The organism is Pseudomonas sp. B21-031 (assembly GCF_024748985.1).
GTDB classification, from domain to species: Bacteria; Pseudomonadota; Gammaproteobacteria; order Pseudomonadales; family Pseudomonadaceae; genus Aquipseudomonas; species Aquipseudomonas kermanshahensis.
Genome location: NZ_CP087181.1, coordinates 5,592,273 through 5,618,425, shown reverse-complemented (window position 1 = coordinate 5,618,425; position 26,153 = coordinate 5,592,273). Strand labels below are relative to the sequence as shown.

The window sequence follows — 26,153 nt, the reverse complement described above, 5'->3', positions numbered from 1 at the left end:
CATGAAACGCTCTTCCTACCTGCCCTGGATTGCTCTGCTGCTGGTGGCTGTGACCCTTCTGGGCGTGCGTGAGATGGCGCGCCCAGGTATCGACGCTTCTGCTGTGCAGGCGCGGGCGACAACCCCGCCACCTGCACCGGAGCAGACCTTGTCCACTGTAGCGCTGGCGCTGGCATTTGGTTTCAGTGCACCTGGCCAGCAGTCCTCGAACCAAGCCGGCATCGTGCTCAAGGCGTGCTTTGTTTCCAGCCGCGGTGATGCCTGGGCGCTGGTGGCTAGCCGCGAGGGCGAAGGCGTGCACCGGGTTGGCGACAGGCTTGCGGGCGGCAGTGTGCTAAGGCGCATCGATGTGCGTTCCATCACGCTCTGGGTCGATGGCCGTGAAGAAGTCGTACCGCTTTCTGGCACCCACTCCACGCTCTTCCATCCCACTGGCAACACGGCCACCCCCGGCCGGGTCGCTGCTGATTCACCCCGCTTGTTGCGGGAGGTGCAATGACTTTCAAACGATACCTGCGCGTTGCGACGTTCGGTGCCTGCATGACCCTGGCCAGCCCGCTGATCTTGGCTGATGAGCCTACCTGGCAGTTGGCAATGAGCGACGCCGATGTGCGTGATGTGGTGCGCGAGGTAGGGGCGATCCTCGACCAGACGATCGTGCTCGACCCGCGTGTTCAAGGCCGTATCACGGTACTGTCCAATCAAGCGCATGACCGCGAGGGCATTCGACGGCTGTTTTACTCCGTGCTCAATGCCCAAGGTTTTGCTGCAGTCAACGACGGTGATCGGCTGTTGGTGCTGCCGGCCAGTGAAGCCAAGGCCTGGGCCAACCAACAGGTCGATGCGATCCCTTCGGCATTCACCACACGGGTATTCACCCTCTCCGGCAGCATTGCCGCCGACCTGGCCGGGCTGCTGCGGCCGTTGGTATCGAGCAACGGTTACATCGGCCCGTCCAGTTCAGCCAATGCCCTGGTGGTTACCGATTCGGCTGCCAACCTCGATCGCCTGCAAGCCTTGGTTGTGCAACTCGACAGCGGCCAGCGGCACGACTACGAGTTGGTGACCCTGCGCACCGCCCAGGCCAGTGACGTGCTGCCGGTGGTCGAAGCGTCTGCGGGCGGCTCGGACAGCGGCGTTCGGGTGCTGCTCGACCCGCGTGGCAATCGTCTGTTGATTCTCGGCCCGGCAAAGGCTCGCCAACGCCTGGCGCAACTGACCAAAGACCTCGATGCCCCTGCGCCTGCGTCATCGCAAAACTGGCGGGTGGTGCGCCTTCAGCATGGCAACGCCGAGCAATTGGCCGAGGTGCTGGGTGAAGTCGGCAAGCGCCTGGATGGCAAGGCGGGCACGCAAACGTTGGGCCAGCCGCTGGCGGCAGGGGCCATGGTCAAGGCCGATACCAGCCAGAATGCTTTGGTGTTGTTGGGCGAGCCTCAGACCTTGGGTAGCGTGGTACAGATTATCCAGCAGCTGGATCAGCCCCGTGCACAGGTGTTGATACATGCAGCAATCGTCGAGGTCAGTGGCGACATCAACGAGGCCTTGGGGCTGCAATGGGGCGTCGACACCGGGAGCTTGAAGGGCGGGGTGACCTTCCCTGACAGCGGTACCTCATTGGCGAACCTGTTGGGGCCGGAGAAGGCCTTGCCCAGTGGCGCGGCGCTGGCGATAGGCTCCGACCGCTTCGGGCTGCTGGTCTCCGCGCTGGCCAGCAATAGCCGGAGCAATCTGCTCTCAACCCCAAGCCTGCTGACCCTGGACAACCAGGAGGCACACATCCTGGTGGGCCAGAACGTGCCCTTCAAGACCGGCTCCTACACCACTGCGGGCAGCGGCGCGGACAACCCGTTCACCACCGTCGAACGCAAGGACATCGGCATCAGCCTGAAGGTCCGCCCGCACATCAATGAAGGCCGCAGCCTGCGCCTGGAAGTCGAGCAGGAAAGCTCCGAACTGGCGCCGAGCACGGTCGAGGGTGACCTGATCACCAACAAGCGAACGCTCAAGAGCACCATCCTCGCCGCCGATGGCGAGATCATCGTGATTGGCGGTTTGATCAAGGACAGCGTACGTACCGAGCAGCGTGGTGTCCCTCTGCTTAGCCGCATACCGTGGCTGGGCGGGTTGTTTCGCTGGACCCGGGACACCCAGGAAAAGACCAACCTGATGGTATTCCTGCGGCCAACCATTTTGCGTGGTGAGGCTGAGCTGATCGAAGCTGGGCGCCGGGCGTATGACGACGTGCGTGCAGCCGACCCTTCGAACGTGCCGCAAGACCCTCAGCGCCTGTTCGATGTCCGCCGCCTGCCCACTGTCGAGGAGGCCGGCTTGTGAGTGAGTTGTTGCCGTTCCACTTCGCCCGGCGCCACGGCATCCTCCTGGCCGAACAGGCCGCCGAGCCCGCTTTGCTGATGCGCGATAACGCATCGCTGGATGCGCTGTCAGAGGCGTTGCGCCTGGTGGGCAACCACTGGCCGTTGCGCCTGGTGGATGAAGGCGAGTTTGCCGCGCAGCTCGCCCTTTGCTACGGCGGCGCGCAGGATGCGGCGCAGACGGTGATCCAGGGGCTCGACCAGCAAATCGACCTGACCCGCCTGGCTGAGGCGTTGCCGCAGACCAGCGACCTGCTCGATCAACAGGACGACGCGCCGATCATCCGCTTGCTCAATGCGTTGCTCAGCGAAGCCGTCAGGTCGCGCGCCTCGGACATTCACCTGGAAACCTTCGAGCAGCAGTTGCGCGTGCGCATGCGCATCGATGGGGTCATGCGTGAAGTGCTGACGCCACCAAGGGCGCTGGCCGCGTTGCTGGTATCGCGAATCAAGGTCATGGCTCGCCTGGACATTGCCGAAAAGCGTGTGCCGCAGGACGGTCGCATCAGCCTGCGCCTGGCAGGCCATGAAGTGGATGTGCGGGTGTCGACCTTGCCCGCTGCCCATGGTGAGCGGGTAGTGCTGCGCTTGCTGGACAAACAGGCGGTGCGCCTGGACGTGGAACACATGCAGATGCAGGCGTCGGTGCGCCGTGGGTTTTTGGGCATGCTGGAAAAACCCCACGGCATTTTCCTGGTGACCGGGCCGACCGGCTCCGGCAAGACCACCACGCTTTACACGGCGCTCTCGGTGCTCAACCAGACGTCGCGCAACATCCTCACCGTCGAGGACCCCATCGAATATCACCTGCCCGGCATTGGCCAGACGCAGGTCAACACCAAGGTCGAGATGACCTTTTCTCGCGGGTTGCGGGCCATTCTTCGCCAGGACCCGGACGTGGTCATGGTGGGTGAGATCCGCGACCGGGAAACCGCCGATATCGCCGTGCAGGCCTCACTGACAGGGCACCTGGTGCTCTCGACCCTGCACACCAACAGCGCCTTGGGGGCCATTACCCGTTTGGCGGACATGGGCGTGGATACCTGCCTGCTGGCGTCTTCCCTTGCCGGTGTCATGGCCCAGCGGCTGGTGCGGGTGCTGTGCCCGCACTGCAAGGTCGCCTACGCAGTGGACGACGCTACGGCGAATGCCCTGGGCAACCCCGCGACGTTACCCACGCAACTGTATAAGGCCGCAGGGTGTATTGAGTGCCAGTTGGGCTACAGCGGGCGCGTGGCCTTGCACGAGATGGTCGTGGTCAACCCCGCACTGGCTCAGGCCATTCACGGGCGTGCCTCGCAGGCGCACATGCGTGAGCTGATCCGCAGCGATACACCGAGCCTGTTCCAGCATGGCGTCGAGCGTGTTTGCCTTGGCCAGACCAGCGTCGAGGAACTGCTGCGCGTGACGGGCCAGGACTGAGCATGGCCGTTTTCCGTTATCAAGCCCAGAGCGCTGCCGGCGCCCGCCAGCGCGGCACGTTGGACGCCACCAGTGCGCGCCAGGCGCGGCAGCAACTGCGCGAGCAGGGGATGGTGGTATTGACGATCGAGGCGCAACGGCCATCGCCCTTTGCGTCAGTGCGCCGCAGCAACCGCTTGAACCTCGCGCGTCGTTGCCTGTTGACCCGGCAACTGGCGACCTTGCTGCAGGCGGGCATGCCGTTGACCGAGGCCCTGCACGCAGTGGCGGTGCAGAAGCACCAGCGTCAGGTCAGGCAGGTAATGCTGGGGGTGGCCGAGCGTGTGGCTGAAGGTAATACCTTGGCCGACGCGCTGGCGCGCTACCCCTCGGCCTTCCCGGTGGTGTATCGCGCAACGGTCGCGGCGGCCGAACGTTCGGGTGACCTGGCCGGCGTGCTCGAACGCCTGGCCGGGCATGGCGAGAACCAGCAGGCTCTGCGCCAGAAAGTCCAGCTGGCGATGGTCTACCCGCTGATCCTGATGATCGTATCGCTGCTGGTCGTAGGCTTTCTGCTGGGCTACGTGGTGCCTGACGTGGTGCAGGCGTTTGCCCGCGACCATGCCCAACTGCCCCTGGCAACTCAAATACTAATTGCCCTCAGCGACGCGACCGGTCGCTATGGCGTGCTGGCCGTGGTGCTGCTGCTGGTGCTTGCAGCGGCGGTTGTGCTGGCGCTTCGTGCACCCGCAAGGCGACGGCACTGGCATGCGATTGCGCTGCGGGTGCCGGGTTTTGCGGAGCTGGTTCGCACCAGTGACGCCGCGCGTTTCGTCAGCACCCTGGCGATTTTGGGCAGAAGCGGCGTGGTGCTGGTCGAGGCCATGAGCATCGGCGCCGGCGTGGTCGGCAACCTGGTGTTGCGTGAGCGTTTGCAAACGGCCGCCCGCGAGGTCGCCGAAGGCGCGACCCTGGCCAGCAGCCTGGCGCGCAGCGAGGCGTTGCCTGCGCTGATGCTGCACATGATCGCCAGCGGCGAACGGGCAGGCGAACTTGAAAGCATGCTCGAACGCGCCGCCGACCTTCAGGAAAAACAACTCGCCGGGCGGATCTCGCTACTGGTGAGCCTGTGTGAGCCGCTGATGCTGCTGGTGATGGGTGGCATCGTGCTGTTCATCGTACTGGCCATCCTGCTGCCCATTCTCAACCTCAATCAACTGGTCAACTGACATGCCCCTTGGCTCTACACGGCGTTTGCAACGCGGCTTCACACTTATCGAAATCATGGTCGTGGTCATCATCCTGGGCGTACTGGGGGCGCTGGTGCTGCCCAATGTCATGAGCCGCCCGGATCACGCCAAGCTCACGGCAGCGCGCACCGATATACAGTCCATCTCCACTGCGCTGGAAATCTACCGCCTGGACAACGGGCGCTACCCGACCACAGCCCAAGGCCTGCAAGCGCTGGTCAAACGCCCGACCGTGGCCCCGCTGCCACGCCAGTGGAATGCGCAAGGCTACCTCAAGACTGCTGCGTCCGACCCTTGGGGTGCCCCCTATCAGTACGCCAACCCCGGCACGCGCTCCGGACAGGGCTATGACCTGTACTCGCTGGACGCCGACAGCCAACCGGGCGGCGAAGACAGGGATGCGGATATCGGAAACTGGGCCGAATGACATTGCGCCGCTCGCGGGGCTTTACCTTGCTTGAGCTGTTGCTGGTGATGCTGCTGGCAGGCATTGCCTTGGGCATGGCAGGGCTGGCGGGTGGGGGGGATCGGCAACGGCTGGCCTATCGAGAAGCCGGCCTGCTCCTGCAAGTGGTGCAGCATGCCAGGCAGCAAGCGGTGCTCGAAGGGCAAGCACTGGGGCTACGCATCGATCCCCATGGCTACCAATTGATGCTGCGCGCGGGGCCGGTGTGGGCGGCGGCGGGCCAGCGGCGCGCCATCGAGCTGGACCTGCAGTTGGAAATCGACGGCGTGGCGGTGGCGCTTCTCGGGCCAGCCAGCGGCGCGCAACTGGTATTTGCCAGCACCGATGAATACACCCCGTTTTCATTGCACTTTCATGAGGCGGGCGTGCGCCTTGCCTCCCTCACGAGCGATGGCCTCAATGACCCCTGGCTCGAACGCTGAACGTGGTTTCACCCTGTTGGAAGTGCTGGTGGCATTGTCGGTGTTCGCCGTGCTGGCCGCGGCAGTGACCTCTGCCAGCCAGCATGTGCTGGCGCAGTCGCAAGGGGGGCGTGATCGGTTGTTCGCCAGCTGGATCGCCGACAATCACTTGACCGAATTACGCTTGCAGGCGCCATCGGCTGTTGGGCGCCGCACGCTGGAAGTCAGTTTCGACCAGCGCAGTTGGGTCGTGGCCGAGTCGAGGCGGCGCCTGGCTCAAGCGGGTCTTGTCGAAGTTGACGTGCGCGTGGGTCTGGCCGCTGACCCGCAGCCCCTGCAGCTGGCCACGGGCTGGCTGGAGGCTGGCGATGCTGCGCAGTGACGGTGCCCGTGGCCAGCAGGGTTTTACCTTGCTGGAGCTGCTGTTGGCGCTGGCCATCTTTGCCTTGCTCGCGACCGGCAGCAGCCTGCTGCTGGACGCACTGGTGCGGGCCGATAGCGTACGTCAGGCGCAAGCCGATGAACTACGGGCCTTGGGCCGGGCCATGAGTGTGCTGCAGCGTGATGCCCTGCAGAGCTACTGGCCTGCGCCAAAGAGCAGGCGCGCAGGCTACAGCGTGCAGTTGGAACAGCAGCGGGTAGGCTGGCTGCTAGGGGCAGCGCGCGACAGCCAGCCATTGCCACGCAGCGACCTGAGAGTGGTCGAATACTGGCTGGCTGGCGGCGTGCTGTGGCGTCAACGTCGCACGCTGGAACACGGCGTGGGGCAGCCTCAGCGGCTGCTCGAAGGGGTCGTCGAATTGCGTTGGCGGCTACACGCTAACGGCGCTGGGTGGCAAACCAGCTGGCCGCCGGGCCAGGTGCATCCACCCCAAGCCCTCGAAATCACCCTGTCGACCCAGCGTTTGCAAGGGATACGCCGCGTGCTGCCGCTGGCGGGGAGCAGCCTGTGAACCGGGCGCGACAGCGCGGCGTGGCGTTGATCACGGTGTTGCTGGTCATGGCCCTGCTGACCCTGATGGTTGCCGGCATGTTGCGCAGCCACCAGGGGCTGATCGGGGGCATCCGTCAGCAAATCGAGGCATCACGCCTGCAACAGCTCGCACAGGCCGGAGAGCGCCTCGCCTTGCTTGAATTGAAGCAGCAGCGTGACACCCTGCTGCAGGTGACCCATGGCGGCCAGCCCTGGGCGCGAAACCAAACGCTGGATGTCCAAGAAGGGCGCGTGCAACTGCGCCTGGAAGACCTCTCTGGGCGGTTTAACCTGGCTGCACTGACTGCGGGGAAAACACTCGACCCGGTCCTGCTCAAACGGTGGCAGCGCCTCTGCCATTCATTGCAGATCGAGCCACCCGCGCTGGACGCACTGGCCGGCCAGCCGCTGCTCGACCCTACCCAGTTGCGGGCACTACCGGGTGTCAGCGGCGAGATGATGACGCGTTTGCAGCCCTGGGTAGTGGCGCTGCCACCTCGGGCAGCGCTCAACGTCAACACGGCCTCGGCGCGCATGCTCGGAGCACTGGAGGGGGTGGAGTTATCGGTTGCACAGCGCCTGGTGGATGTGCGCCCCGCCGCGGGGTACCCCAGCGTCCAGCGCTTCTTGGCGCTGCCCGAACTCATCGGCCTTGGCATTCAAAACCATGGCCTGACAACAGCCAGCCGATGGTTCCGCCTGGAGGTCCAGGCCGTGCTGGGCAACAAGCACATGTACCTCTACAGCGACGTGGAAATCGACCTGAACACCGACCAGGTTCGGGTGGTGCGTCGTGTTTTTTCTGCACAGCCGGAGCTACGGCCAGATGAGTGAAGTTTTCCTGTTTCTGCTGGCCGAGGGTATGGCCGCAGCCGATACCTCGTGGCCAGTGATTGTGCGCACGGCGCAGGGCCTGGAGCAGCGAACGCAACTGGGCGACCTACCGGCAGCGCTGCCAGGTGCGGCGGTGGTGGTGATCGTGCCGATGGAAATGGCCGGGTGCTGTGTGATCGGGCCAGTGCCTGGCAAGCGCCCTCGACGCGAGTCGCTGGCCTATGCCGCCGAAGAACAGCTGGCATCCCCGCTGGAAACCTCGCACCTGGCATTCGGGGCAGCGGATGAGCAGGGCTGCAGAAGGGTTTTGATGCTGGCGCTGGAAGGTTTTCAGCAGCTGCTGTCGCTGTTGCAGGCGCAGGGCATTGACCCCGTTGCTGTGCATGTCGACGCCGACCTGCTGGGAGGCAATGAAGCGTGCGCGCTGTGGTTCGGGGGGCGATGGCTGCTCGGCGGCGGTGGCTGCGCACGTCTGGCGGTCAGAGCCGATGCCGCTCAGTTACTGGCGCGTCAGCTCCCGCGCATGGCCTGGATGGCCGAAACACACCACCCGGGCATGCCGCTGTGCAACCACCCGGTCCCCAGCGCCCTGGCTACCCTGGTGCAAGGGCGTGCGGGCGCGATCGACCTGCGCCAGGGCGCTTTGCGTCGACGGCGCAAGGGCCCACGCTGGCATGGGTTGGCGGCAGGGCTGGCGCTGATCGTGCTGATGGCCAGCATTGCCGATTATCTGCGTGCCGAATGGGTTTTGCAGCGTGCAACACAGCAGCAGGCCGAAAACGTCATGGCGTTTCAGCGTTGGGCGCCCGATCAGCCAGTGGGGCCTGATCTGGCGGCGCGCATCGTTGCTCTTGAACAGCGGACCCTGCCCGCGACCGCTGTGGAGCGGTTGGCGTGGTTTGCCGAGCACCTGGTCGCCGCCGGGAATGTCACCCTCGAACGGGCCGAATCAGACCCCGCTGGCAGCTGGCGCATGGACGTTGCTGCGCAAGGCTTTGGTGACCTGGAGCGCCTTCGCGAACGGGTTCCCGGGTTGCTGGTGGAGCATGCCAGCCAGGCTGAACACGGCGTACGGGCTGCGCTCTCGTGGCAGGAGGCCGAATGAAACGCTGGCAGGAATCGGTATGGGTGCGCCAATGGCAGCAGTTACCGGCTGGCCGGCGCACGTCATTGCACGCTGCGCTGTGGGGCCTCGCGTTTATCGCGGTCTGGCAACTCGCTTGGCTACCTGCCCAGGCCCGCCTGCAGCAGGCTGAGCAAAAACTGCTGCGAGCGCAGGCGCTGGGCGCGCAACTGCAGCGTGTCTCGCGGGTGCCGGTGCGTTCGCAAGGCTCGGTCGAGCGGCTTACCCCCGCCAGCCTGAGCGAGAGCGCTCGTGTGGCCGGGCTTTCCATCACCGCGCTGGAAACCCGGGCGGAGCAGGTGGATATCAGTCTGCAAGGCCCGCCTGCTGCGGTGTTCAGTTGGTTGCACAGCCTGGGCCGAGACACCGGTGGCGTGCGCAACATCCAGCTGCACGTAGACGGTGAGTGGCTTCAGGCCCGCTTTGCGCTGGCATTGAGCGAGGCCTGAAGCGAGGCGATGATCAGGCTGTCTTGGCGGGAAGGCGGCTCAGGTGCAACGCCACCAGCAACGCCACCGCCAGCAGGCTGCCAATGAACAGGCCGATCCCGTTCCAGCCCCATTGATGCCAGAACACCCCCCCCGCGGTCCCCGCGACACTGGACCCTGCGTAGTAGCAGAACAGGTACAGCGACGAAGCCTGGCCCTTGGCCTTCAACGCCCGCCGCCCGATCCAGCTGCTGGCCACCGAGTGGGCACCGAAGAAGCCAAAGGTGAACACCAGCATGCCGAGAATCACCATCACCAGCGGGCTGGCCAAGGTCATCAGCAAGCCGCCCGCCATCACCACGATACTGACCCAGAACACCTTGCGCCGCCCCAGCTTGTCAGCCAGTGCGCCGACCTGCGCAGAGCTGTAGATACCCGACAGGTACACCACCGACAACAAGCCGACCAGCGCCTGGTTCATGTGGTAAGGCCCTGCCAGCAGGCGGTAGCCGATGTAGTTGAACAGCGTGACGAAGGCGCCCATCAGCAGGAATGCCTCAAGGAACAGCCAAGGCAACCCGGCGTCCTTGAAGTGCATGACGAAGCCGTCCAGCAGACTACGTGGGTTCACGGCTTGTGGGCGGAAGTTGCGTGATTCAGGCAGTACCTTCCAGAACACCAGCGCCGCGACCAGTGCCAGGCCGCCGATGGTCAGCATCGCTGTGTGCCAGCTGACGAAGTCGATCAGTACCCCGGTGATGAGACGCCCGCACATGCCGCCGATGGCATTGCCGCCGATGTACAGGCCCATGGCCAGGCCGATGTGCTGCGGGTGGATTTCTTCGCTCAGGTAAGTCATGGCCACCGCCGCCAGGCCGCTTAACGACAGGCCGACCAGTGCACGTGTCGCCAATACCGCTTCCCAGGTCGGCATCACCGCGCTGGCCAAGGTCGACAGGGCCGCGCAGACCAGCGCAAACACCATCACCGGCTTGCGCCCGATGCGGTCGGAGATCGGCCCGGTGATCAACAGGCCGAACGCCAGCATGGCAGTCGAGACCGACAACACCAGGCTGCTCTGTGCCGCGTTGATGGAAAACTCCTGCGACAGCAGGGGCATCATCGGTTGCACGCAGTACAGCAGGGCGAAGGTGGCGAAGCCGCCGCTGAACAGGGCCAGCACGGTCTTCATGAAGGCGGGGGTGCCTTTCTCGATCCACATTTCGTTAAGGGGGGCAGGTTCTGGGTCGACGGGAAGGGGAGCTACAGCAGTTTTCACGGGCGGGTACCTCTGGCGCAATGAAAAAAGCATATAGCTGGCTAATGATTAGATCCAATATATTGTTCGACCTATTTAAGACGTTTTACGACTTGTTTGGAGCCGATCATGGAACTGCGCCATCTGCGTTACTTCATTGCTGTGGCAGAAGAGCTGCACTTTGGCCGCGCGGCCCAGCAGTTGGGCATTTCACAGCCTCCTTTGAGCCAGCAAATCCAGGCGCTGGAGCAAGAGCTGGGTGCCCGCTTGTTCGACCGTACCAATCGTCGGGTCGAACTGAGCGAGGCGGGGCGGTTGTTCTTGGAGGAAGCACGCCAGGTGCTGGCGCAGGTCGAGAAAGCGGCCGATGTGGCCCGGCGCGCCCAGTTGGGGGAGCTCGGCGAGATGAAGATCGGCTTCACGTCATCGGCACCGTTCACGTCAAAAATCCCCAAGGCCATTCATGCTTTTCGCCAGCGCTTCCCGGCCGTGCACCTGAACCTCAAGGAGTTGAGCAGCCGTGATGTGGCTGAAGCGGTGTTTGACGAGTCCATCGAGGTGGGGCTGATGCGGCCCATGCCGTTGCCGGAGGGCCTGGTGGCGACCGAGCTGTTTCGCGAGCCGCTGGTGGCCGTTATCAATGCCTCGCACCCCTTGGCCGTGGGCACGGAGCAGGGGGTGCACATGGCCTCCCTGGCGCATGAGCCGTTCGTGTTCTTTCCGCGCAGCTATGGCAGCGGGCTGCATGCGCAATTGCTCAGCCTGGCGCGGCACGCTGGGTTCAGCCCGCATTTCGCCCAGGAGGCGGGGGAGGCGATGACCATCATCGGCCTGGTGTCGGCGGGGCTAGGGGTTTCGGTATTGCCGGCCTCGTTCCAGCGCATGCGCATCGAGGGCGTGGTGTACCGCACCTTGCTGGATGAAGGCGCGATGACGGCGGTATGGCTGGTGCAGCGCGAACACGGCAGCTCAGCGATGGCCAGGGCGTTTGCCGAGCTGTTGACCGGGCAGGTCACGAAGCCTTCGTAGTGGCGCCCGGGCATCGTGATCAGTTCGCCATCATCACCCGACAATTGCCGCTGGCCTTAGCTGGCGAGCCACCACATACTCGGGCATTCGTTGATACACGGAGGTCTCTCATGCGGCGCGTGGTGTTCAATCAGAAAGGTGGTGTGGGCAAGTCGAGCATCGCCTGTAACCTGGCGGCGGTCAGTGCCAGCGAAGGTTACCGGACCTTGTTGATCGACCTGGATGCCCAGGCAAACTCGACTCAGTACCTCACCGGCCTGACGGGTGATGATATCCCCATGGGGATCGCCGATTTCTTCAAGCAGAGCCTGTCCAGCGGGCCCTTCAGCAAGAAGAACAAGGTCGATATCTACGAAACGCCATTCGACAACCTGCACGTGGTGACGGCCACCGCCGAGCTGGCTGACTTGCAGCCCAAGCTTGAGGCCAAGCACAAGATCAACAAGCTGCGTAAGTTGCTCGACGAGTTGGACGAGGATTACGAACGGATCTACATCGATACGCCGCCGGCGCTGAATTTTTATGCGGTTTCTGCGCTTATCGCAGCCGATCGCGTGCTCATCCCCTTCGATTGCGACAGCTTCTCGCGCCAGGCTCTGTACGGCTTGTTGGCGGAAATCGAAGAGCTCAAAGATGACCACAATGAGGACCTGCTGGTCGAGGGCATCGTGGTCAACCAGTTCCAGTCCCGCGCCAGCCTGCCCCAGCAGATGCTCGACGAACTGCTGGCCGAAGGCCTGCCGGTGCTACCGGTGTACCTGGGCAGTTCGGTGAAGATGCGCGAGTCGCACCACGCCAGCTTGCCGCTGATTCACCTGGAACCACGGCACAAGCTGACCCAGCAGTTTGTGGCGTTGCATTCGTTGTTGGAAGAAAACGCTTAGGGGTTCAAGGGTAGGGCGTGGTCTTTGTGGTGGGGCAGAGATCGAGCGCCGCCCGCGCGGCGCTTCGCAGCACAAGGCTGCTCCTACATCTGTTTCGGGCCAGTGAGGCCTGTGATATTGGCGCGCGACCGCCTTGTTGGTCCGACTCGGTCTTACAGGCACAGAAAACCTCAAGGCAAACACCTTCCAGGCATCACGATGAACAGCTGATTTCCAGGTGCTTGCCCCACTCCGGCGGCCGCTGGGCGTATGCCTGCATTCCGGCCTGCTCCTCGAACGGCCGGCTCAGCACCTGGTGCAGCCGTCGCACTTCACTGTAATCGCCGGCCTCGGCCGCTTCGATGGCCTTCTGCGCCAGGTAGTTGCGCAGCACGTACAGCGGGTTCACCGCATGCATGCGTTCACGCCGCCCTTCGCCGTTGCCGGCCTCACGCGCGCAGCGGGCAAGGTAGTCCGCGCCCCAGGCATCGAAGGCCAGCAGGTCGATGAAGTCGTCGCGGACGACCTTCAGCGCCTCGGCGATCGGCAGTTCACCCAGCTTGCGGAAGAACAGGGTGTAGTCCACGCCGCCCTTTTGCATGCATTGCAGCAGCCGCTCGACCAGGGCGAGGTCTTCATCCTCGGCGGTCGTCAGGCCCAGGCGCCGACGCATGAGGTCCAGGTAATGCGCCTGGTACAACGGCAAGAACAGCTCCAGCGCCTCTTTCAGCGGTTCCACCTCGATCACCGTGGTCAGCGCCTGGGCCAGCGCACTGAGGTTCCAGTGGGCGATAGGCACCTGGTTGCTGTAGCTGTAGCGGCCACGGTCGTCAGAGTGGTTGCAGATGAAGTTGGCGTCGAAGTCGTCGAGGAAGGCAAAGGGGCCGAAATCGAAGGTGATGCCGAGGATCGACATGTTGTCGGTGTTCATCACCCCGTGGCAGAAGCCATAGGCTTGCCAGCGGGCAATCAGCTCGGCGTTGCGCTCGACGATCGTACGGAACATGGCCAGATAGGGCTGTTCGGCCTTGCGGCATTCGGGGTAGTGCTGTTCCAGCACATGGTCGATCAGCACGCGCTGTTGCTCGGGCTGGCGGGTGTAGTAGAAGTACTCGAAATGGCCGAAGCGCACATGGCTCTGTGCCAGCCGCGTGAGCATGGCCGCGCTTTCGCGGCTTTCACGCCAAACCGCGGTGCTCGAACCGATCACGCACAACGCCCGGCTGGTCGGGATGCCCAGCGCGTGCAGGGCTTCGGAGGCGAGAAACTCGCGGATCGACGAGCGCAGCACGGCGCGGCCGTCGCCCATGCGCGAATACGGGGTCTGGCCAGCGCCTTTGAGGTGCAGGTCCCAATGTTGGCCCGCGTTGTTCAGCACTTCGGCCAGCAACAGGCCACGGCCGTCGCCCAGGCGCGGGTTGTACGAGCCGAACTGGTGGCCGGAGTAGACCATCGCGCGTGGGTCGGCCTCTTCCCAGAGCTTGTGGCCGCTGAACAACTCGGCGAACACCGGCAAGTCGGCTTGCGCGGGGTCGAGGTCGAGCAGGGCCATGGCCGACTCGCTTGCCACCACCAGGCGCGGGTCTGCGATAGGTTCGGGCAGGACCTGGGTGGAGAACGCATCGCCCAGGCGGGCGAAGCGGTTGTCGAAGCTGAGTTGGTCGAGGGCTTTCACGGGTTGCTCCTGGAAATCGGTGCCAAGGGGGCCGCTTCGCGGCCCATCGCAGGCAAGCCAGCTCCTACCGGATCAGCGCTGAGCTTTGGGCTAGCGCAGCCCCAGTAGGCGCTGGCTTGCCTGCGATCGAGGGCGTAGCCCTCGCAAGGATTCAGAACAGAATACGGTATTCGAGCCCCTTTATACCGCTTCAGTGCCATCCGATTTCGGCTGCTCCAGCGGAATCAACTGCTGCTTGCCACCCTTCTGATCCATCAGGAACACCTCGACCTGGCGTACCGAGATCTTGATGTTATGCGCCTTGAACTCGCGATTGATGTACCGGTTGATCTCGTCCAGCGTCGGGTTACGGTCGCCCAGGTCCCGCACGTGCATGCGCAGTTCATGGTCCAGCGAGCTTTCGCCGAAGTTAAGGAAGTACACGATCGGCTCCGGGTCCTTGAGCACCCGCGGGTTCTCATGGGCGCCCTTGAGCAGCAGGTCGCGCACCAGGTCGAGGTCGGAGCCGTAGTCGATGCCCAGCTTCAAGGTCACCCGGGTGACCGTGTCGGTCAGCGACCAGTTGATCAACTGGCCGGTGATGAAGGTCTTGTTGGGGACGATGATGTCCTTGCGGTCGAAGTCGGTGATGGTGGTGGCGCGGATGCGGATCTTGCTCACCGTGCCGGACAGGTTGCCAATGGTGATGGTGTCGCCGATGCGCACCGGGCGCTCGAACAGGATCATGATGCCGGAGATGAAGTTGGCGAAAATCTCCTGCATGCCGAAGCCCAGGCCAACCGACAAGGCCGCTACCAGCCACTGCAGCTTGTCCCAGCTCACGCCGAGGGTCGACAGGGTACTGACGATGCCGATACCGACGATGGTGTACGAGAGCAGCGTGGTGGTGGCGTAGGCGCTGCCCTGGGCCAGGTTCAGGCGTGACAGCACCAGCACCTCGAGCAAGCCCGGCAAGTTGCCGGCCAGGGCGAAGGTGATGCCAACGATCACCAGCGCGCCGAGCAGGTCGCCCAGGCTGATGGGCACCATGCTGGCGGCGGTGCCGGTGCCACTGGTGTATTCGTACAGGGTGAAGTTGTTGAGGTAGGCGAACACCGAGATCAGGTCCGACCACACCCAGTACAGGCCGGCAATGAAGCCACCCAGCAAGGCCAGGCGGATCAGGCGCAGCGACTGTTGGTTGACCTGTTCGATGTCCAGCGTCGGCTCTTCGGTGATGACTTCGCCATCCAGCCCTTCTTTGGCCGCTGCACGTTTGCTCAGGGCGCGCTGGTAGGCCAGGCGCCGTGCTGCCACCGACAGGCCCCGCACGAACGCCGCTTCGATCACCAGCCAGAACAGCAGCAGGTACAGGGTGTAGATCAGCCGGTCGGTCAGCTTCAGCGCGGTGTAGTAGTAGCCGAAGCACACTGCCACGAACAAAGCGATCGGCAGGGCGGTGAACGCCACGCCGACGGCCTTGCGGAACAGCGACGTGTCGCGGTGTGCCGGGCTGCTCAGCAGCAGGCGGCTGAGCAGCCAGGCCATCAGCGCGTAGCAGGTCAGCACCACGCCGATGCCGAGTACATCATCGGCCAGTGCCGAAGGCTGGTGCTCGGCAACCGCCACCACGCCGACCAGTGCCAGCACAACGGTGCCCAGCCTGCGCACCCAGCCCCGGAGGAATTCGACCTGCGGCTTGTGCCAGCGGAAGTGCACTTCTGCCACGCCGCCAGGGGCGAGGATGCGGTAGGCGGTGTAGAACACCAGCCAGGCCTGGGCCAACTGCCACAGCGCCGCGCCGAGGTTGGCGTTTTGCCCGCGGGCGTCGATCTGCAGGGCATAGCTGCACAGGGCCAGGCCCAGGCTTACCGGCATCGCCAACAGAATGTTGATCAGGATGGCCTGGGGCGTGTGCCACTGGCTGTCCCGGCGGAAGTGGCCGATGTCCTGGTGGACCTTGCTCAAGCGCAGGTAGAGGTATTTGCGCCGCCACAACAGGGCGCCAATCACCAGTAGCAGCGGCAGGAACAGCAGCGGGCGCTGGCTCAAACCATCGGCCAGCTCCTTGAGGCCAGAACCCCAGGGCAGGTCGGCGACCTGGCTGGCAAAGCGCTCCGGCACATAGCGTAGCCAGTCCCAGTCCAGTGGCTTGTTGCTGGGGATCCAGAACATCTGCTCGTCGAGGGTGGTGCGCAGGCCCTGGGCCGTGCCCAGCAATTGCTTCTGGTTGAGCTGCAAGGTGATCGATTCGTTGAGCAGCGCCGACAGCTCGCGGTTCAGGCGCTCCAGCAGGTCGGTGCGGGTGATCGCCACTTCCAGCAGGGCCTTGCGCAGTTGCGGGGTGACGTCTTCCGGCGGCTGGTTGGCCAGCAGCTTGTCGACGTAGGTGACCGGGCTGCTCATCTGCTCGCGCTGCTGGTTGATCTCGAACTGGTAAAGGCGGGTGTCGGCGATCTGGTCGGCGAGGTCGCGATCGACCTTCAAGTGCGGCAGGGTCTGCTTCTGCTTGTAGAGGATCTTGGACAGCAGCAGGCTGCCCTTGAGCACGTTGATCTGCTCGTCCAGGGCCTGGTCGGCCTGGGTCAGGCTGTCGAGCTGCTGTTTGGTGCGCAGGTTTTGCTGGGTCAGCTCGTTGAGGCGGTCGGTGCTTTTCAGCAGGTAGTCGGACAGTTTGAGGTTGATCGTGCTTTCAGTGGCCAACAGGCTGCTGCCGCCGGCCTTCTGGGCTTCGATCGACTGCTGGGTGACCGCTTCCTGGGATTGGGCCAGGCGCTTGTCGTTGATCAGCGTCTGCAGGTCCTGGATCTCCTGCTCCAGGCGTGCGGCGCGCTCGATCAGCAAGTCGTGGCGGGCATTGCCAAGGTCTTGCAGCAGGCTATTACCGGCCAGCTCCTGGCGGCGCAGCAGGGTCAGCGCGTTGAGCGAAGCGAGCTCGGCACTGAGCTGGTTGCGCTGGTCGGCGTTGAGCGCCTTGCCATTGTCCTTGCCAGATTTGAGGGCGTTGTTGATTTGCTGGGAGCGGGCCTGGCTGTTGCTGATCTCGGCCTGGGCGCGCTCTGGGCGGGTCTGGGAATTGATGATCAGGCTGTTGGCTTCGGACAGCGCCTTTTGCAGCTCGCCTTGCAGGGTGCTGCGCTCGCTGAGCAGTTGCTCCAGCTGAGGCACCGAGAGGGTGGCATAGCGCTGGGCGACAGGCTGCGGCTTGCTTTCCTTGAGCCGGGCCAATTCTTTTTGGCTGTCGCTGGTTTCTTTCGGTGCGCCGGCCAGCTGTTGCTTCAACGCGGCCAACTTGCGCTCGTTGTCTTCCTTGGTGGCCAGCAGGCTCAGGGTTTGTTCGAGCACCTGCTGCAGGGCCTTCTGATCGGCCTCGGGCAGCTTGCGCTCGGCGATCTTGTCGAGGCTGTGCTGGATGCTGGCGGTGGTCGGCGCTTCGGCCGCGGCGTTCGCGGTGGCCGCGAACGAGAGGGACAAGCACAGCCCGAGCAGGGCTGTGCGAAGGTACACGCGCAGGGACATAGGCAGACTACATTGTGGATCAGGCAGAAACGGAGTTTAGAGGAACAATCCTGGTCCGGGTCGCGTTCCTTCGGGGAATCTGACGCCCACTTTCTGGACATTGTTCCCGTCCATGGTCGCCACGGTCCAGATCGTCCCATGCCATTCGACCTGGTCACCTACTACTGGAGCGCCTCCGACCTTTTGTCGGATGAACTGCGCAAGCGGCATTTTCGCGTCCAGGCCGTCGAGTTTCAGGCCATAAAGTGCGGCCACGGCGCCCAGTTCGGCATCGCCTTCGAGCACGAAGTCGCCGAAGAAGCGCAGGTCGAGGCCGCGTTGCGGCGCCTGGCTGAACAGCTTGCCCAGCGCGGGCAGGTTATGTTCGTGGCCGATCACGCAGAGCATGTCGCCCACTTCAAGCACCGTACTGCCCGACGGGTGCAGCAGTTGTTCGCCACGGAACAGTGCGGCAATCCGCGTGCCTTCGGGCATCTTCAGCTCGCGCAGGGCCGCGCCGATGCACCATTTTTCGGCGCCCAGGCGGTAGACGAACAGCTCCCACTCGCTAGTGATGTGCACTTCCAGCGCTGAGCGGGAGATCGGCGCCGGGTCTGGCGGTACCGTGACCTTCAGCAGCTTGGCCATCCACGGCAGGCTGGTGCCCTGCACCAGCAGCGACACCAGCACGATGAAGAACGCCAGGTTGAAGAACAGCTGCGCATCCGGCAGCCCGGCCATCAGCGGGAACACCGCCAGAATGATCGGTACCGCGCCGCGCAGGCCGACCCAGGAAATAAAGCCCTTCTCGCGGCCATGGAAGGCCTTGAATGGCAGCAGCGCGGCGACCACCGACAGCGGGCGTGCAATGAGGATCATCCACAGTGCCAGGCCCAGGGCCGGCAGGGCGATCGGCAGCAGGTCATGCGGCGTGACCAACAGGCCCAGCACCAGGAACATGCCGATCTGCGCCAGCCAGGCCATGCCGTCGAGCATGTGCAGGATGCCGTGGCGGCTGCGGATCGGTTTGTTGCCCAATACCAAGCCGCACAGGTACACGGCGAGGAAGCCGCTGCCATGCAGGGCGTTGGTCAGCGAAAACACCACCAGGCCGCCCGCCACCACCAGGATCGGGTACAGGCCACCGGCCAGGTTGATGCGGTTGACCAGCTGCAGCATCAGCCAGCCGCCGCCCAGGCCCAGCAGGCCACCGATGCCGAATTCGCGCAGCAGGTGGGTCAGCAGGCTCCAGTGCAGGCCGGTCTGGCCGCTGGCGATCATGTCGATCAGGGTGACGGTGAGGAACACTGCCATCGGGTCGTTGCTGCCCGACTCGATCTCAAGCGTAGCGGTGACCCGCTCGTTCAGGCCTTTGCCACCCAGCAGCGAGAACACCGCCGCGGCGTCGGTGGAGCCGACAATGGCGCCGATCAGCAGGCCCTGGATCAGGCTCAGGTTGAACAGCCACGCCGCTACCAGGCCAGTGAGGGCGGTGGTGATCATCACCCCGACCGTGGCCAGCGACAACGCCGGCCACAACGCCACGCGGAAGCTGGCCACGCGGGTGCGCAGGCCGCCGTCGAGGAGGATCACCGCCAGTGCCAGGTTGCCCACCAGGTAGGCGGTCGGGTAGTTGTTGAAGATGATGCCGCCACCGTCCACGCCGGCGACCATGCCGACGGCGAGAATGATGACCAGAATAGGGATGCCCAGGCGAGAGGACAGCGAACTGACCAGGATACTTGCACCCACCAGCAATGCGCCGATCAGAAACAGGCTGTTGATGGTGCTGGCATCCAAAGGCAGGTACTCCGGGATATCGCGGGAAGGGGGCTTGACTGGCAAGTCGCGTGCCAATCGATTCTAACCTGATGAATTGGCAGCATGTAAAGCGTTTCTGCAGATGAAAAAAAGGCACCGCGATGGGTGCCTTCTCTTGTGTTGCCTGGGTGGGCCTCTTCGCAGCGTAAAGCTGCTCCTACAAGGGAGCGCGTTCGCCGGTAGGAGCAGCCTTGTGCTGCGAATGGGCCGCAAAGCGGCCCCAGGGCAATCAGCCTTGCTTCACTTCACGCATCGGCTTGCCTTTGACCGGCGCACCGTTGGCCACGTAGTACTTGGCCGTGCTGCGCGGCAATGGCTTGCGGTTGCGGATCTTGTCCGAGATTTTCTCGGCGATCATGATCGTGGTGGCGTTGAGGTTGCCGGTGATGATGATCGGCATGATCGACGCATCGACCACACGCAGGCCCTGCATGCCATGCACGCGGCCTTCACCATCGACCACTGCCATGTCGTCGGTGCCCATCTTGCACGAGCAGGACGGGTGGAAGGCGGTTTCGGCGTGCTCGCGGATGAACTTGTCCAGTTGCTCGTCGGTTTGTACGTCGGCGCCCGGGCTGATCTCGCGACCACGGTAGGGGTCCAGCGCCGGCTGGGCCATGATTTCGCGGGTCAGGCGGATGCCGTCGCGGAACTCTTGCCAGTCCTGCTCGGTGGCCATGTAGTTGAACAGGATGCTTGGGTGCTGGCGTGGGTCTTTCGACTTGGCCTGGATGCGCCCACGGCTTGGCGAACGCATCGAACCCATGTGCGCCTGGAAGCCATGTTCCTTCACGCCATTGGAGCCGTTGTAGTTAATCGCGACCGGCAGGAAGTGGTACTGGATGTTCGGCCACTCGAATTCAGGGCGGGTGCGGATGAAACCACCGGCCTCGAACTGGTTGCTGGCGCCGATGCCGGTGCCATTGAACAGCCACTCGGCGCCGATGGCCGGTTGGTTCCACCACAGCAGCGACGGGTACAGCGACACCGGCTGGGTGCAAGCGTACTGCAGGTACAGCTCGAGGTGGTCCTGCAGGTTTTCGCCAACGCCCGGCAGGTCATGCACGACCGGGATGTCGAGGCTTTCCAGCAGGGCGCGCGGGCCGACGCCGGAGCGCTGCAGCAGTTGCGGCGAAGCGATGGCGCCGGAGCTGACGATGACTTCCTTGCGGGCACGGGCTTCGACGCGCTCTTCGCTGTCGCCGACCAGGTAGGTCACGCCCACGGCACGCTTGCCGTCGAACAGCACACGGTCACTCAGGGCATGGGTGACGATGGTCAGGTTCGGGCGCTTCTTGGCCTGGTCCAGGTAGCCGCGCGCGGTGCTGGAACGGCGGCCGTTCTTGGTCACCGAACGGTCCATCGGGCCGAAGCCTTCCTGCTGGTAGCCGTTGAGGTCTTCGGTGCGCGGGTAACCGGCTTGCACGCCGGCCTCGACCATGGCGTGGAACAGCGGGTTGTTGCCAGCCTTGGGCGTGGCGACGCTGACCGGGCCTTCGCCACCGTGGTAGTCGTTAGGGCCGATGTCGCGGGTTTCCGCTTTGCGGAAGTACGGCAGGCAGTCCAGGTAGGTCCAGTCTTCCAGGCCTGGCAGTTCTGCCCAGCCGTCGAAGTCCATGGCGTTACCGCGGATGTAGCACATGCCGTTGATCAGCGAAGAGCCACCCAGGCCCTTGCCGCGGCCACATTCCATGCGGCGGCCGTCCATGTGTGGCTCTGGGTCTGTCTCGTAGGCCCAGTTGTAGCGGCGGCCCTGCAGCGGGAAGGCCAGGGCGGCTGGCATCTGGGTGCGGAAGTCGAAGCGGTAGTCGGGGCCACCGGCTTCCAGCAGCAGCACGGTGACGCTGGCGTCTTCGGTCAGGCGGGTGGCCAGGGTGTTACCGGCGGAACCTGCGCCGACGATGATGTAATCGAATTCTTGGGACATTGAAGTACCCTCGTTTGGCGGTGATCAGGGAGCGGGAACGCCCGTGCGCGCTGGCACGGGCGTGACTACACGCGGTTTAGAAAACCGAGGTGTAGCCGCCCAGCTCGACCTGGACCGACTTGATGCGCGTGTATTGAACCAGCGAGCTGATACCGTTTTCACGGCCAACGCCCGACTGCTTGTAGCCACCGACCGGCATTTCGGCCGGCGATTCACCCCAGGCGTTGATCCAGCAGATGCCGGCTTCGAGCTTGTGGATGATGCGGTGGGCACGGGTGATGTCGTTGGTGCACACGCCCGCGGCCAGGCCGTATTCGGTGTCGTTGGCGCGGCGGATGACTTCTTCTTCGGTCTCGTAGCTGAGGATGCTCATCACCGGGCCGAAGATTTCTTCTTTGACAATGGTCATGTCGTCGGTGCAGTCGGTGAACACGGTCGGGGCCACGAAGGCACCCTTGGCGAAGTCACCTTCGGTCAGGCGCTCGCCACCGCACAGCACGCGGGCACCTTCTTCTTTACCCTTGGCGATGTAACCCAGCACGCTTTCCATGTGCTGGAAGCTGACCAGTGGGCCGAAGTTGGTGTTTTCATCTTCCGGGTTGCCAGCACGGATGCGGGCAACGCGCTCGGCGATCTTGGCTTCGAAGGCCGCTTTCAGCTCGGCAGGGATGAACACGCGGGTGCCGTTGGTGCACACCTGGCCGGAGCTATAGAAGTTGGCCATCATCGCGATGTCGGCGGCCTTGTCCAGGTCGGCGTCGGCGCAGATGATCAGTGGCGACTTGCCGCCCAGTTCCATGGTCACTTCCTTGAGCGAGGAGCTCGAGGCGCTGGCCATGACTTTCTTGCCGGTGGTGGTGCCGCCGGTGAAGGAGACTTTTTCGATGCGCGGGTGCTCGGTCAGCCAGGTGCCGACTTCGCGGCCGCTGCCTGTCAGCACGTTGAACACGCCATCAGGCAGGCCGGCTTCGGTGTAGATCTCGGCCAGTTTCAGGGTGGTCAGCGAGGTGACTTCCGACGGCTTGAAGATCATCGCGTTGCCAGCGGCCAGGGCTGGGGCGGATTTCCACAGGGCGATCTGGATCGGGTAGTTCCATGCGCCGATACCGACAGTCACGCCCAGCGGCTCGCGGCGGGTGTAGACGAAGGAGCTTTCACGCAGTGGGATCTGCTCGCCTTCGATGGCCGGCACCAGGCCTGCGTAGTACTCCAGCACGTCGGCGCCGGTGACGATGTCGACGTAGCGGGTTTCGGAGTACGACTTGCCGGTGTCCAGGGTTTCCAGCTGAGCCAGCTCATCGTTGCGCTCGCGCAGGATGTCGACGGCGCGGCGCAGGATGCGCGAACGCTGCATGGCGGTCATCGCAGCCCAGACTTTCTGGCCACGCTCGGCGCTTTCAACGGCTTTTTCGACGTCGGCCTGAGTGGCACGTTGCACGTGCGCGAGGACTTCGCCATTGGCCGGGTTGATGGCCTCGAAGGTGGCATCGCTGCCAGCGTCGACATAACCACCATCAATGTAGAGTTTTTGCGTTCCGAAACGGGCCATAGTGTCCTCGCAAGTGCAGTGTGTGGTTGGCTAGCGCGTCACGCTCCTGCCGGGTTGGCAACGGCCGTGCGCGGTGGTTCAGAAGCCTGGTCGGTTGTGCCCAGGGACTGCTGTTTAGCCAGTTGTAGATCCATGTATTCGTAAGCGATTCGTATCGCCTGGTCGGTGTCGAAAGCATCTCCCGACAACGCGCCACGCAGCCATAGGCCGTCGATCAGGGCCGCCAGCCCGCGGGCTGCCTTGCGCGCATGGTAAAGCGGCAGGACGCGGCGGAACTGACAGCATAGGTTGGAGTACAAGCGGTGATCGTTGATCCGCTGCAACCTGTGCAAATCGGGCTGGTGCATGCTGGACGCCCAGAAGGCCAACCAGGTTTTCATTGCCGGGCCGTTCACCTGGCTGGCATCGAAGTTGCCCTCGATGATCACTTTCAGGTGGGCACGCGGGCTGTCGTCCGTCAGTGCCTGGCGCCGTGCTGCAACGCCTTCGTTGAGCATGTTCATGATGTAACCCATCGTCGCTGCAATCAGGCCGTTCTTGTCCCGAAAGTAGTGACTGATGATGCCGTTCGACACGCCGGCCAAACGGGCAATGAGCGCAATGCTGGCATCTCCCAGCCCCACCTGATCGACCGCTAGCAGGGTGGCTTCGATCAATTGCTGGCGGCGGATGGGTTGCATACCGACCTTGGGCATCTTGCATTCTCCTCAGGCCTGACAAGCAGACGACAAGCGGCTGACTCGGCGAAGGCCAGTCTATTTTGTTTTGATTGAACGTTCAATCAATAAAGAATAAGCTCTGCGACAATTTGTGCCATTGACAGTTTTTCAGGCTGTTTCGAGCGCACGGATTGACACCCCAGGAAATCGCGTAACCCCCGGAATACAAGGCGTTGACGGGCATGTGCGATGCGAAATGCAGATTCTGCCGAACGGTCATCGACCTGCGGCAGGCCCTTGGAGCGGGCGGGGTGCTCTGTGACGAATGCGCGCACCACGGTGTTGGATGCGGCGTTTTTTGCAGACCACCTGTCTGTTTTTTTGCAACGTATCGATTCGGGATCACGGTTTCCAGGGTGCTTTTATAACACCTGACGCAGTGGGGGTATTCCACCAATTGCTCGGGAAAACACTGATTAGCCTCCACAGCCGTACTGCCCGGAGCATTCGTGCAATGAGTTCTGCCTCCCTTACCAAACCCCCGCCGAGAGGGTCCGGGTCAATAGCGTCGTGTTCTACACCTCGGCGTTGCTGATCCTTGCGTTGACTGCCTTGCTTATCGCTGTACCCGAAACCGCAGGCCAAGTGCTGGGTGTGGCCCAGAAGTGGCTGACACGCACTTTCGGCTGGTACTACATGCTGGTGATCTGCGGATACCTGGTATTCGTCGTTTACCTGGCGTTCTCCGACTACGGCAAGCTCAAGCTTGGCGGCAAGGATGACCAACCCGACTTCAGCTACGGCGCCTGGGCCGGCATGCTGTTTTCGTCCGGTATCGGTATTTCACTGCTGTACTTCGGCGCTTCCGAGCCGCTGGACCACTATTTCAACCCACCGGAAGGCACGCCTGCCAGCCTCGAAGCCGCGCGCCAGGGCCTGCAGCTGACCTTCCTGCACTGGGGCCTGCACGGCTGGGCGATCTACGCCCTGGTCGGCCTGGCCGTGGGTTACTTCGCCTACCGCCACAACCAGCCGCTGGCACTGCGCTCGGCGCTGTATCCGCTGGTGGGTGAGCGTTGGGTCAAGGGCGCTGCCGGCAATGCTGTGGACATCTTCGGCATGTTCGTCACCCTGCTGGGCCTGGTCACCAACCTGGGGATCGGCTCGATGCAGGTGTCTTCGGGCCTTGAATACCTGTTCGGCATGGACCACAACAAGACCAACCTGCTGGTGGTCATCCTGGTCATGGCCGGCGTTGCTACCGTGGCCGCAGTGTCGGGCGTGGAAAACGGCATCCGCCGTCTGTCCAACCTGAACATCATCCTGTTCAGCGGCCTGCTGATTTTCGTGCTGCTGGGCGGCGAGACCTTGCACCTGCTCAATGGCTTCGTGCAGAACGTTGGCGACTACCTCAATGGCATCGTGCTGAAGACCTTCGACCTGTACGTCTACGAAGGCGAAGCGGGCAAGTCCGAGCGCTGGTTGGGCCTGTGGACCGTGTTCTACTGGGCCTGGTGGATTTCCTGGGGCCCGTTCGTCGGCATGTTCATTGCCCGTATCTCCAAGGGCCGTACCGTGCGCCAGTTGGTCATGGGCGTGTTGCTGATCCCACTGGGCTTCACCCTGGCCTGGCTGTCTATCTTCGGCAACACCGCGCTGGACCTGGTGATCAACCAGGGCGCCGTGGAGCTGGGCAAGACGGCCCTCGAGCAGCCGTCGATGTCGATCTACCAGCTGCTGGAATACTTCCCGGCCGCCAAGATCGTGATCGGTGTGGCGGTGTTCGTCGGCTTCGTGCTGTTCCTCACCCCAGCCGATTCGGGCGCGGTGATGATGGCCAACCTGTCGTGCAAAGGCGGCAAGGTGGACGAAGACGCCCCGCACTGGATGGTGGTGTTCTGGTCGGTGATCATCACCCTGGTCACCATCGGTTTGCTGTTCGCCGGCAACTTTGAAGCCATGCAGACCATGGTGGTGCTGGCTGGGCTGCCGTTCTCGGTGGTGCTGGTGCTGTTCATGTTCGGTTTGTACAAGGCCATGAAGCAGGACGTTGCGGTGGAGCAGGAGCGTGCCGAACTGGCCGCCCGTGGCCGCCGCGGCTTCAGCGAGCGCCTGACCCAGCTGGAACTGCAGCCGACCCAGGCCGTGGTGCAGCGCTTCATGGACAAGCAGGTCAGCCCGGCCCTGAAAGAAGCGGCCGAGCAGCTGCGCACCCTGGGCTTCGAGGTTGAAACCCGTGTGGGCCAGTCGCGCAACATGATGGGCCTGCGGGTGATGATGGAAGAGGGCAACCCCTTCGTCTATGAAGTGAGCCTGGACGGCTACCTGGCCGCGCCAAGCGAGGCGCCAGTCGAGGGTGAGCCGGAAGTGCAACAGCGCTTCTACCGCGCCGAGGTGTACCTGCACGATGGCAGCCAGGAATACGACCTGATGGGCTTCGCGCCGGAGCAGATCGTGCGTGATGTACTCGACCAGTTCGAGAGCCATCGCCAGCTGCTGGGGCGTGTGTACAGCTGATCGTTGCGAAAAAGGGCCCTGCTGAACAGCAGGGTTTTTTTTTGGGGGGGGGGCTTGTCGCTGGATCTTAGGCGCCTTTGAGATCGAGCGCCGCGCGGGCGGCGCTCGATTTGCGCACCACCACAAA

At 63.6% G+C, this 26,153-nt stretch carries 20 protein-coding genes and 1 pseudogene; 14 read left to right on the top strand and 7 right to left on the bottom strand.

Going from position 1 to position 26,153, the window contains the following annotated elements; translation table 11 throughout:
* Position 1 precedes the first annotated feature (1 nt).
* Genes LOY53_RS25035 through gspM form a run of 11 tightly spaced genes read left to right on the top strand, consistent with a single transcriptional unit; the run spans position 2 to position 9,272 of the window.
* On the top strand, positions 2-499 hold the full coding sequence (locus tag LOY53_RS25035; protein ID WP_258703404.1) for a hypothetical protein: 498 nt from the start codon (positions 2-4) through the stop codon (positions 497-499).
* Positions 496-2,337, top strand: a complete 1,842-nt coding sequence (gspD, locus tag LOY53_RS25030; protein ID WP_252826119.1) for a type II secretion system secretin GspD — start codon at positions 496-498, stop codon at positions 2,335-2,337. Before LOY53_RS25035 ends, gspD begins: the two co-directional genes overlap by 4 nt.
* A complete protein-coding gene (gene gspE, locus LOY53_RS25025) occupies positions 2,334-3,797 on the top strand; it encodes a type II secretion system ATPase GspE (RefSeq protein WP_258703403.1) in 1,464 nt (487 codons plus the stop codon). The genes gspD and gspE overlap by 4 nt, the downstream gene beginning before the upstream one ends.
* Before the next feature lie 2 nt (positions 3,798-3,799).
* Positions 3,800-5,005 carry a type II secretion system inner membrane protein GspF gene (gene gspF / locus LOY53_RS25020; RefSeq protein ID WP_258703402.1) on the top strand — a complete coding sequence of 402 codons (1,206 nt, stop codon included), beginning with the start codon at positions 3,800-3,802 and terminating at the stop codon, positions 5,003-5,005.
* Between the two features lies 1 nt (position 5,006).
* Positions 5,007-5,453 carry a type II secretion system major pseudopilin GspG gene (gene gspG, locus LOY53_RS25015; RefSeq protein WP_258703401.1) on the top strand — a complete coding sequence of 149 codons (447 nt, stop codon included), beginning with the start codon at positions 5,007-5,009 and terminating at the stop codon, positions 5,451-5,453.
* The gene (gspH, locus tag LOY53_RS25010) at positions 5,450-5,914 is read left to right on the top strand and encodes a type II secretion system minor pseudopilin GspH (RefSeq protein WP_252826115.1); all 465 of its coding nucleotides are present in this window, start codon (positions 5,450-5,452) and stop codon (positions 5,912-5,914) included. Before gspG ends, gspH begins: the two co-directional genes overlap by 4 nt.
* A complete protein-coding gene (gene gspI, locus LOY53_RS25005) occupies positions 5,892-6,275 on the top strand; it encodes a type II secretion system minor pseudopilin GspI (RefSeq protein WP_252826114.1) in 384 nt (127 codons plus the stop codon). The genes gspH and gspI overlap by 23 nt, the downstream gene beginning before the upstream one ends.
* Complete coding sequence (gene gspJ / locus LOY53_RS25000; protein WP_258703400.1) at positions 6,262-6,846, top strand: type II secretion system minor pseudopilin GspJ; 585 nt, start codon at positions 6,262-6,264, stop codon at positions 6,844-6,846. Before gspI ends, gspJ begins: the two co-directional genes overlap by 14 nt.
* Positions 6,843-7,700: a general secretion pathway protein GspK gene (locus LOY53_RS24995; protein WP_252826112.1), complete on the top strand. Its 858-nt coding sequence runs from the start codon at positions 6,843-6,845 to the stop codon at positions 7,698-7,700. Before gspJ ends, LOY53_RS24995 begins: the two co-directional genes overlap by 4 nt.
* A complete protein-coding gene (gspL, locus tag LOY53_RS24990; protein ID WP_252826111.1) occupies positions 7,693-8,805 on the top strand; it encodes a type II secretion system protein GspL in 1,113 nt (370 codons plus the stop codon). The genes LOY53_RS24995 and gspL overlap by 8 nt, the downstream gene beginning before the upstream one ends.
* Positions 8,802-9,272, top strand: coding sequence for a type II secretion system protein GspM (gene gspM, locus LOY53_RS24985; protein ID WP_252826110.1), 471 nt, complete (start codon positions 8,802-8,804; stop codon positions 9,270-9,272). Before gspL ends, gspM begins: the two co-directional genes overlap by 4 nt.
* 13 nt (positions 9,273-9,285) lie before the next feature.
* Here gspM and LOY53_RS24980 read toward each other — a convergent pair whose 3' ends face one another.
* Positions 9,286-10,473: an MFS transporter gene (locus tag LOY53_RS24980; RefSeq protein WP_252827364.1), complete on the bottom strand. Its 1,188-nt coding sequence runs from the start codon at positions 10,471-10,473 to the stop codon at positions 9,286-9,288.
* 165 nt (positions 10,474-10,638) lie between these two features.
* On the opposite strand from LOY53_RS24980, the gene LOY53_RS24975 reads away from it, so the two are divergent.
* The gene (locus LOY53_RS24975; RefSeq protein WP_099455590.1) at positions 10,639-11,538 is read left to right on the top strand and encodes a LysR family transcriptional regulator; all 900 of its coding nucleotides are present in this window, start codon (positions 10,639-10,641) and stop codon (positions 11,536-11,538) included.
* A gap of 110 nt (positions 11,539-11,648) precedes the next feature.
* The gene (locus tag LOY53_RS24970; RefSeq protein WP_258703399.1) at positions 11,649-12,422 is read left to right on the top strand and encodes a ParA family protein; all 774 of its coding nucleotides are present in this window, start codon (positions 11,649-11,651) and stop codon (positions 12,420-12,422) included.
* Positions 12,423-12,615: 193 nt separating this feature from the next.
* On the opposite strand, the gene selO is transcribed toward LOY53_RS24970, so the two are convergent.
* From selO to betI, 6 genes are all read right to left on the bottom strand, one after another.
* Positions 12,616-14,076, bottom strand: coding sequence for a protein adenylyltransferase SelO (selO, locus tag LOY53_RS24965; protein WP_258703398.1), 1,461 nt, complete (start codon positions 14,074-14,076; stop codon positions 12,616-12,618).
* A 180-nt stretch (positions 14,077-14,256) separates the two neighbouring features.
* Positions 14,257-17,574, bottom strand: coding sequence for a mechanosensitive channel MscK (gene mscK / locus LOY53_RS24960; protein ID WP_099430671.1), 3,318 nt, complete (start codon positions 17,572-17,574; stop codon positions 14,257-14,259).
* Positions 17,575-17,610: 36 nt separating this feature from the next.
* Positions 17,611-19,353, bottom strand: a complete 1,743-nt coding sequence (locus LOY53_RS24955) for a potassium/proton antiporter (protein WP_027592369.1) — start codon at positions 19,351-19,353, stop codon at positions 17,611-17,613.
* A 250-nt stretch (positions 19,354-19,603) separates the two neighbouring features.
* Positions 19,604-21,301, bottom strand: coding sequence for a choline dehydrogenase (betA, locus tag LOY53_RS24950; RefSeq protein ID WP_099430670.1), 1,698 nt, complete (start codon positions 21,299-21,301; stop codon positions 19,604-19,606).
* Between the two features lie 76 nt (positions 21,302-21,377).
* Positions 21,378-22,850 carry a betaine-aldehyde dehydrogenase gene (betB, locus tag LOY53_RS24945; protein WP_258703397.1) on the bottom strand — a complete coding sequence of 491 codons (1,473 nt, stop codon included), beginning with the start codon at positions 22,848-22,850 and terminating at the stop codon, positions 21,378-21,380.
* A gap of 38 nt (positions 22,851-22,888) precedes the next feature.
* Positions 22,889-23,545, bottom strand: a complete 657-nt coding sequence (gene betI, locus LOY53_RS24940) for a transcriptional regulator BetI (protein ID WP_027592372.1) — start codon at positions 23,543-23,545, stop codon at positions 22,889-22,891.
* A gap of 478 nt (positions 23,546-24,023) precedes the next feature.
* Here betI and LOY53_RS24935 point away from each other — a divergent pair.
* Positions 24,024-26,026, top strand: a pseudogene (locus LOY53_RS24935) (BCCT family transporter).
* Positions 26,027-26,153 lie beyond the last annotated feature (127 nt).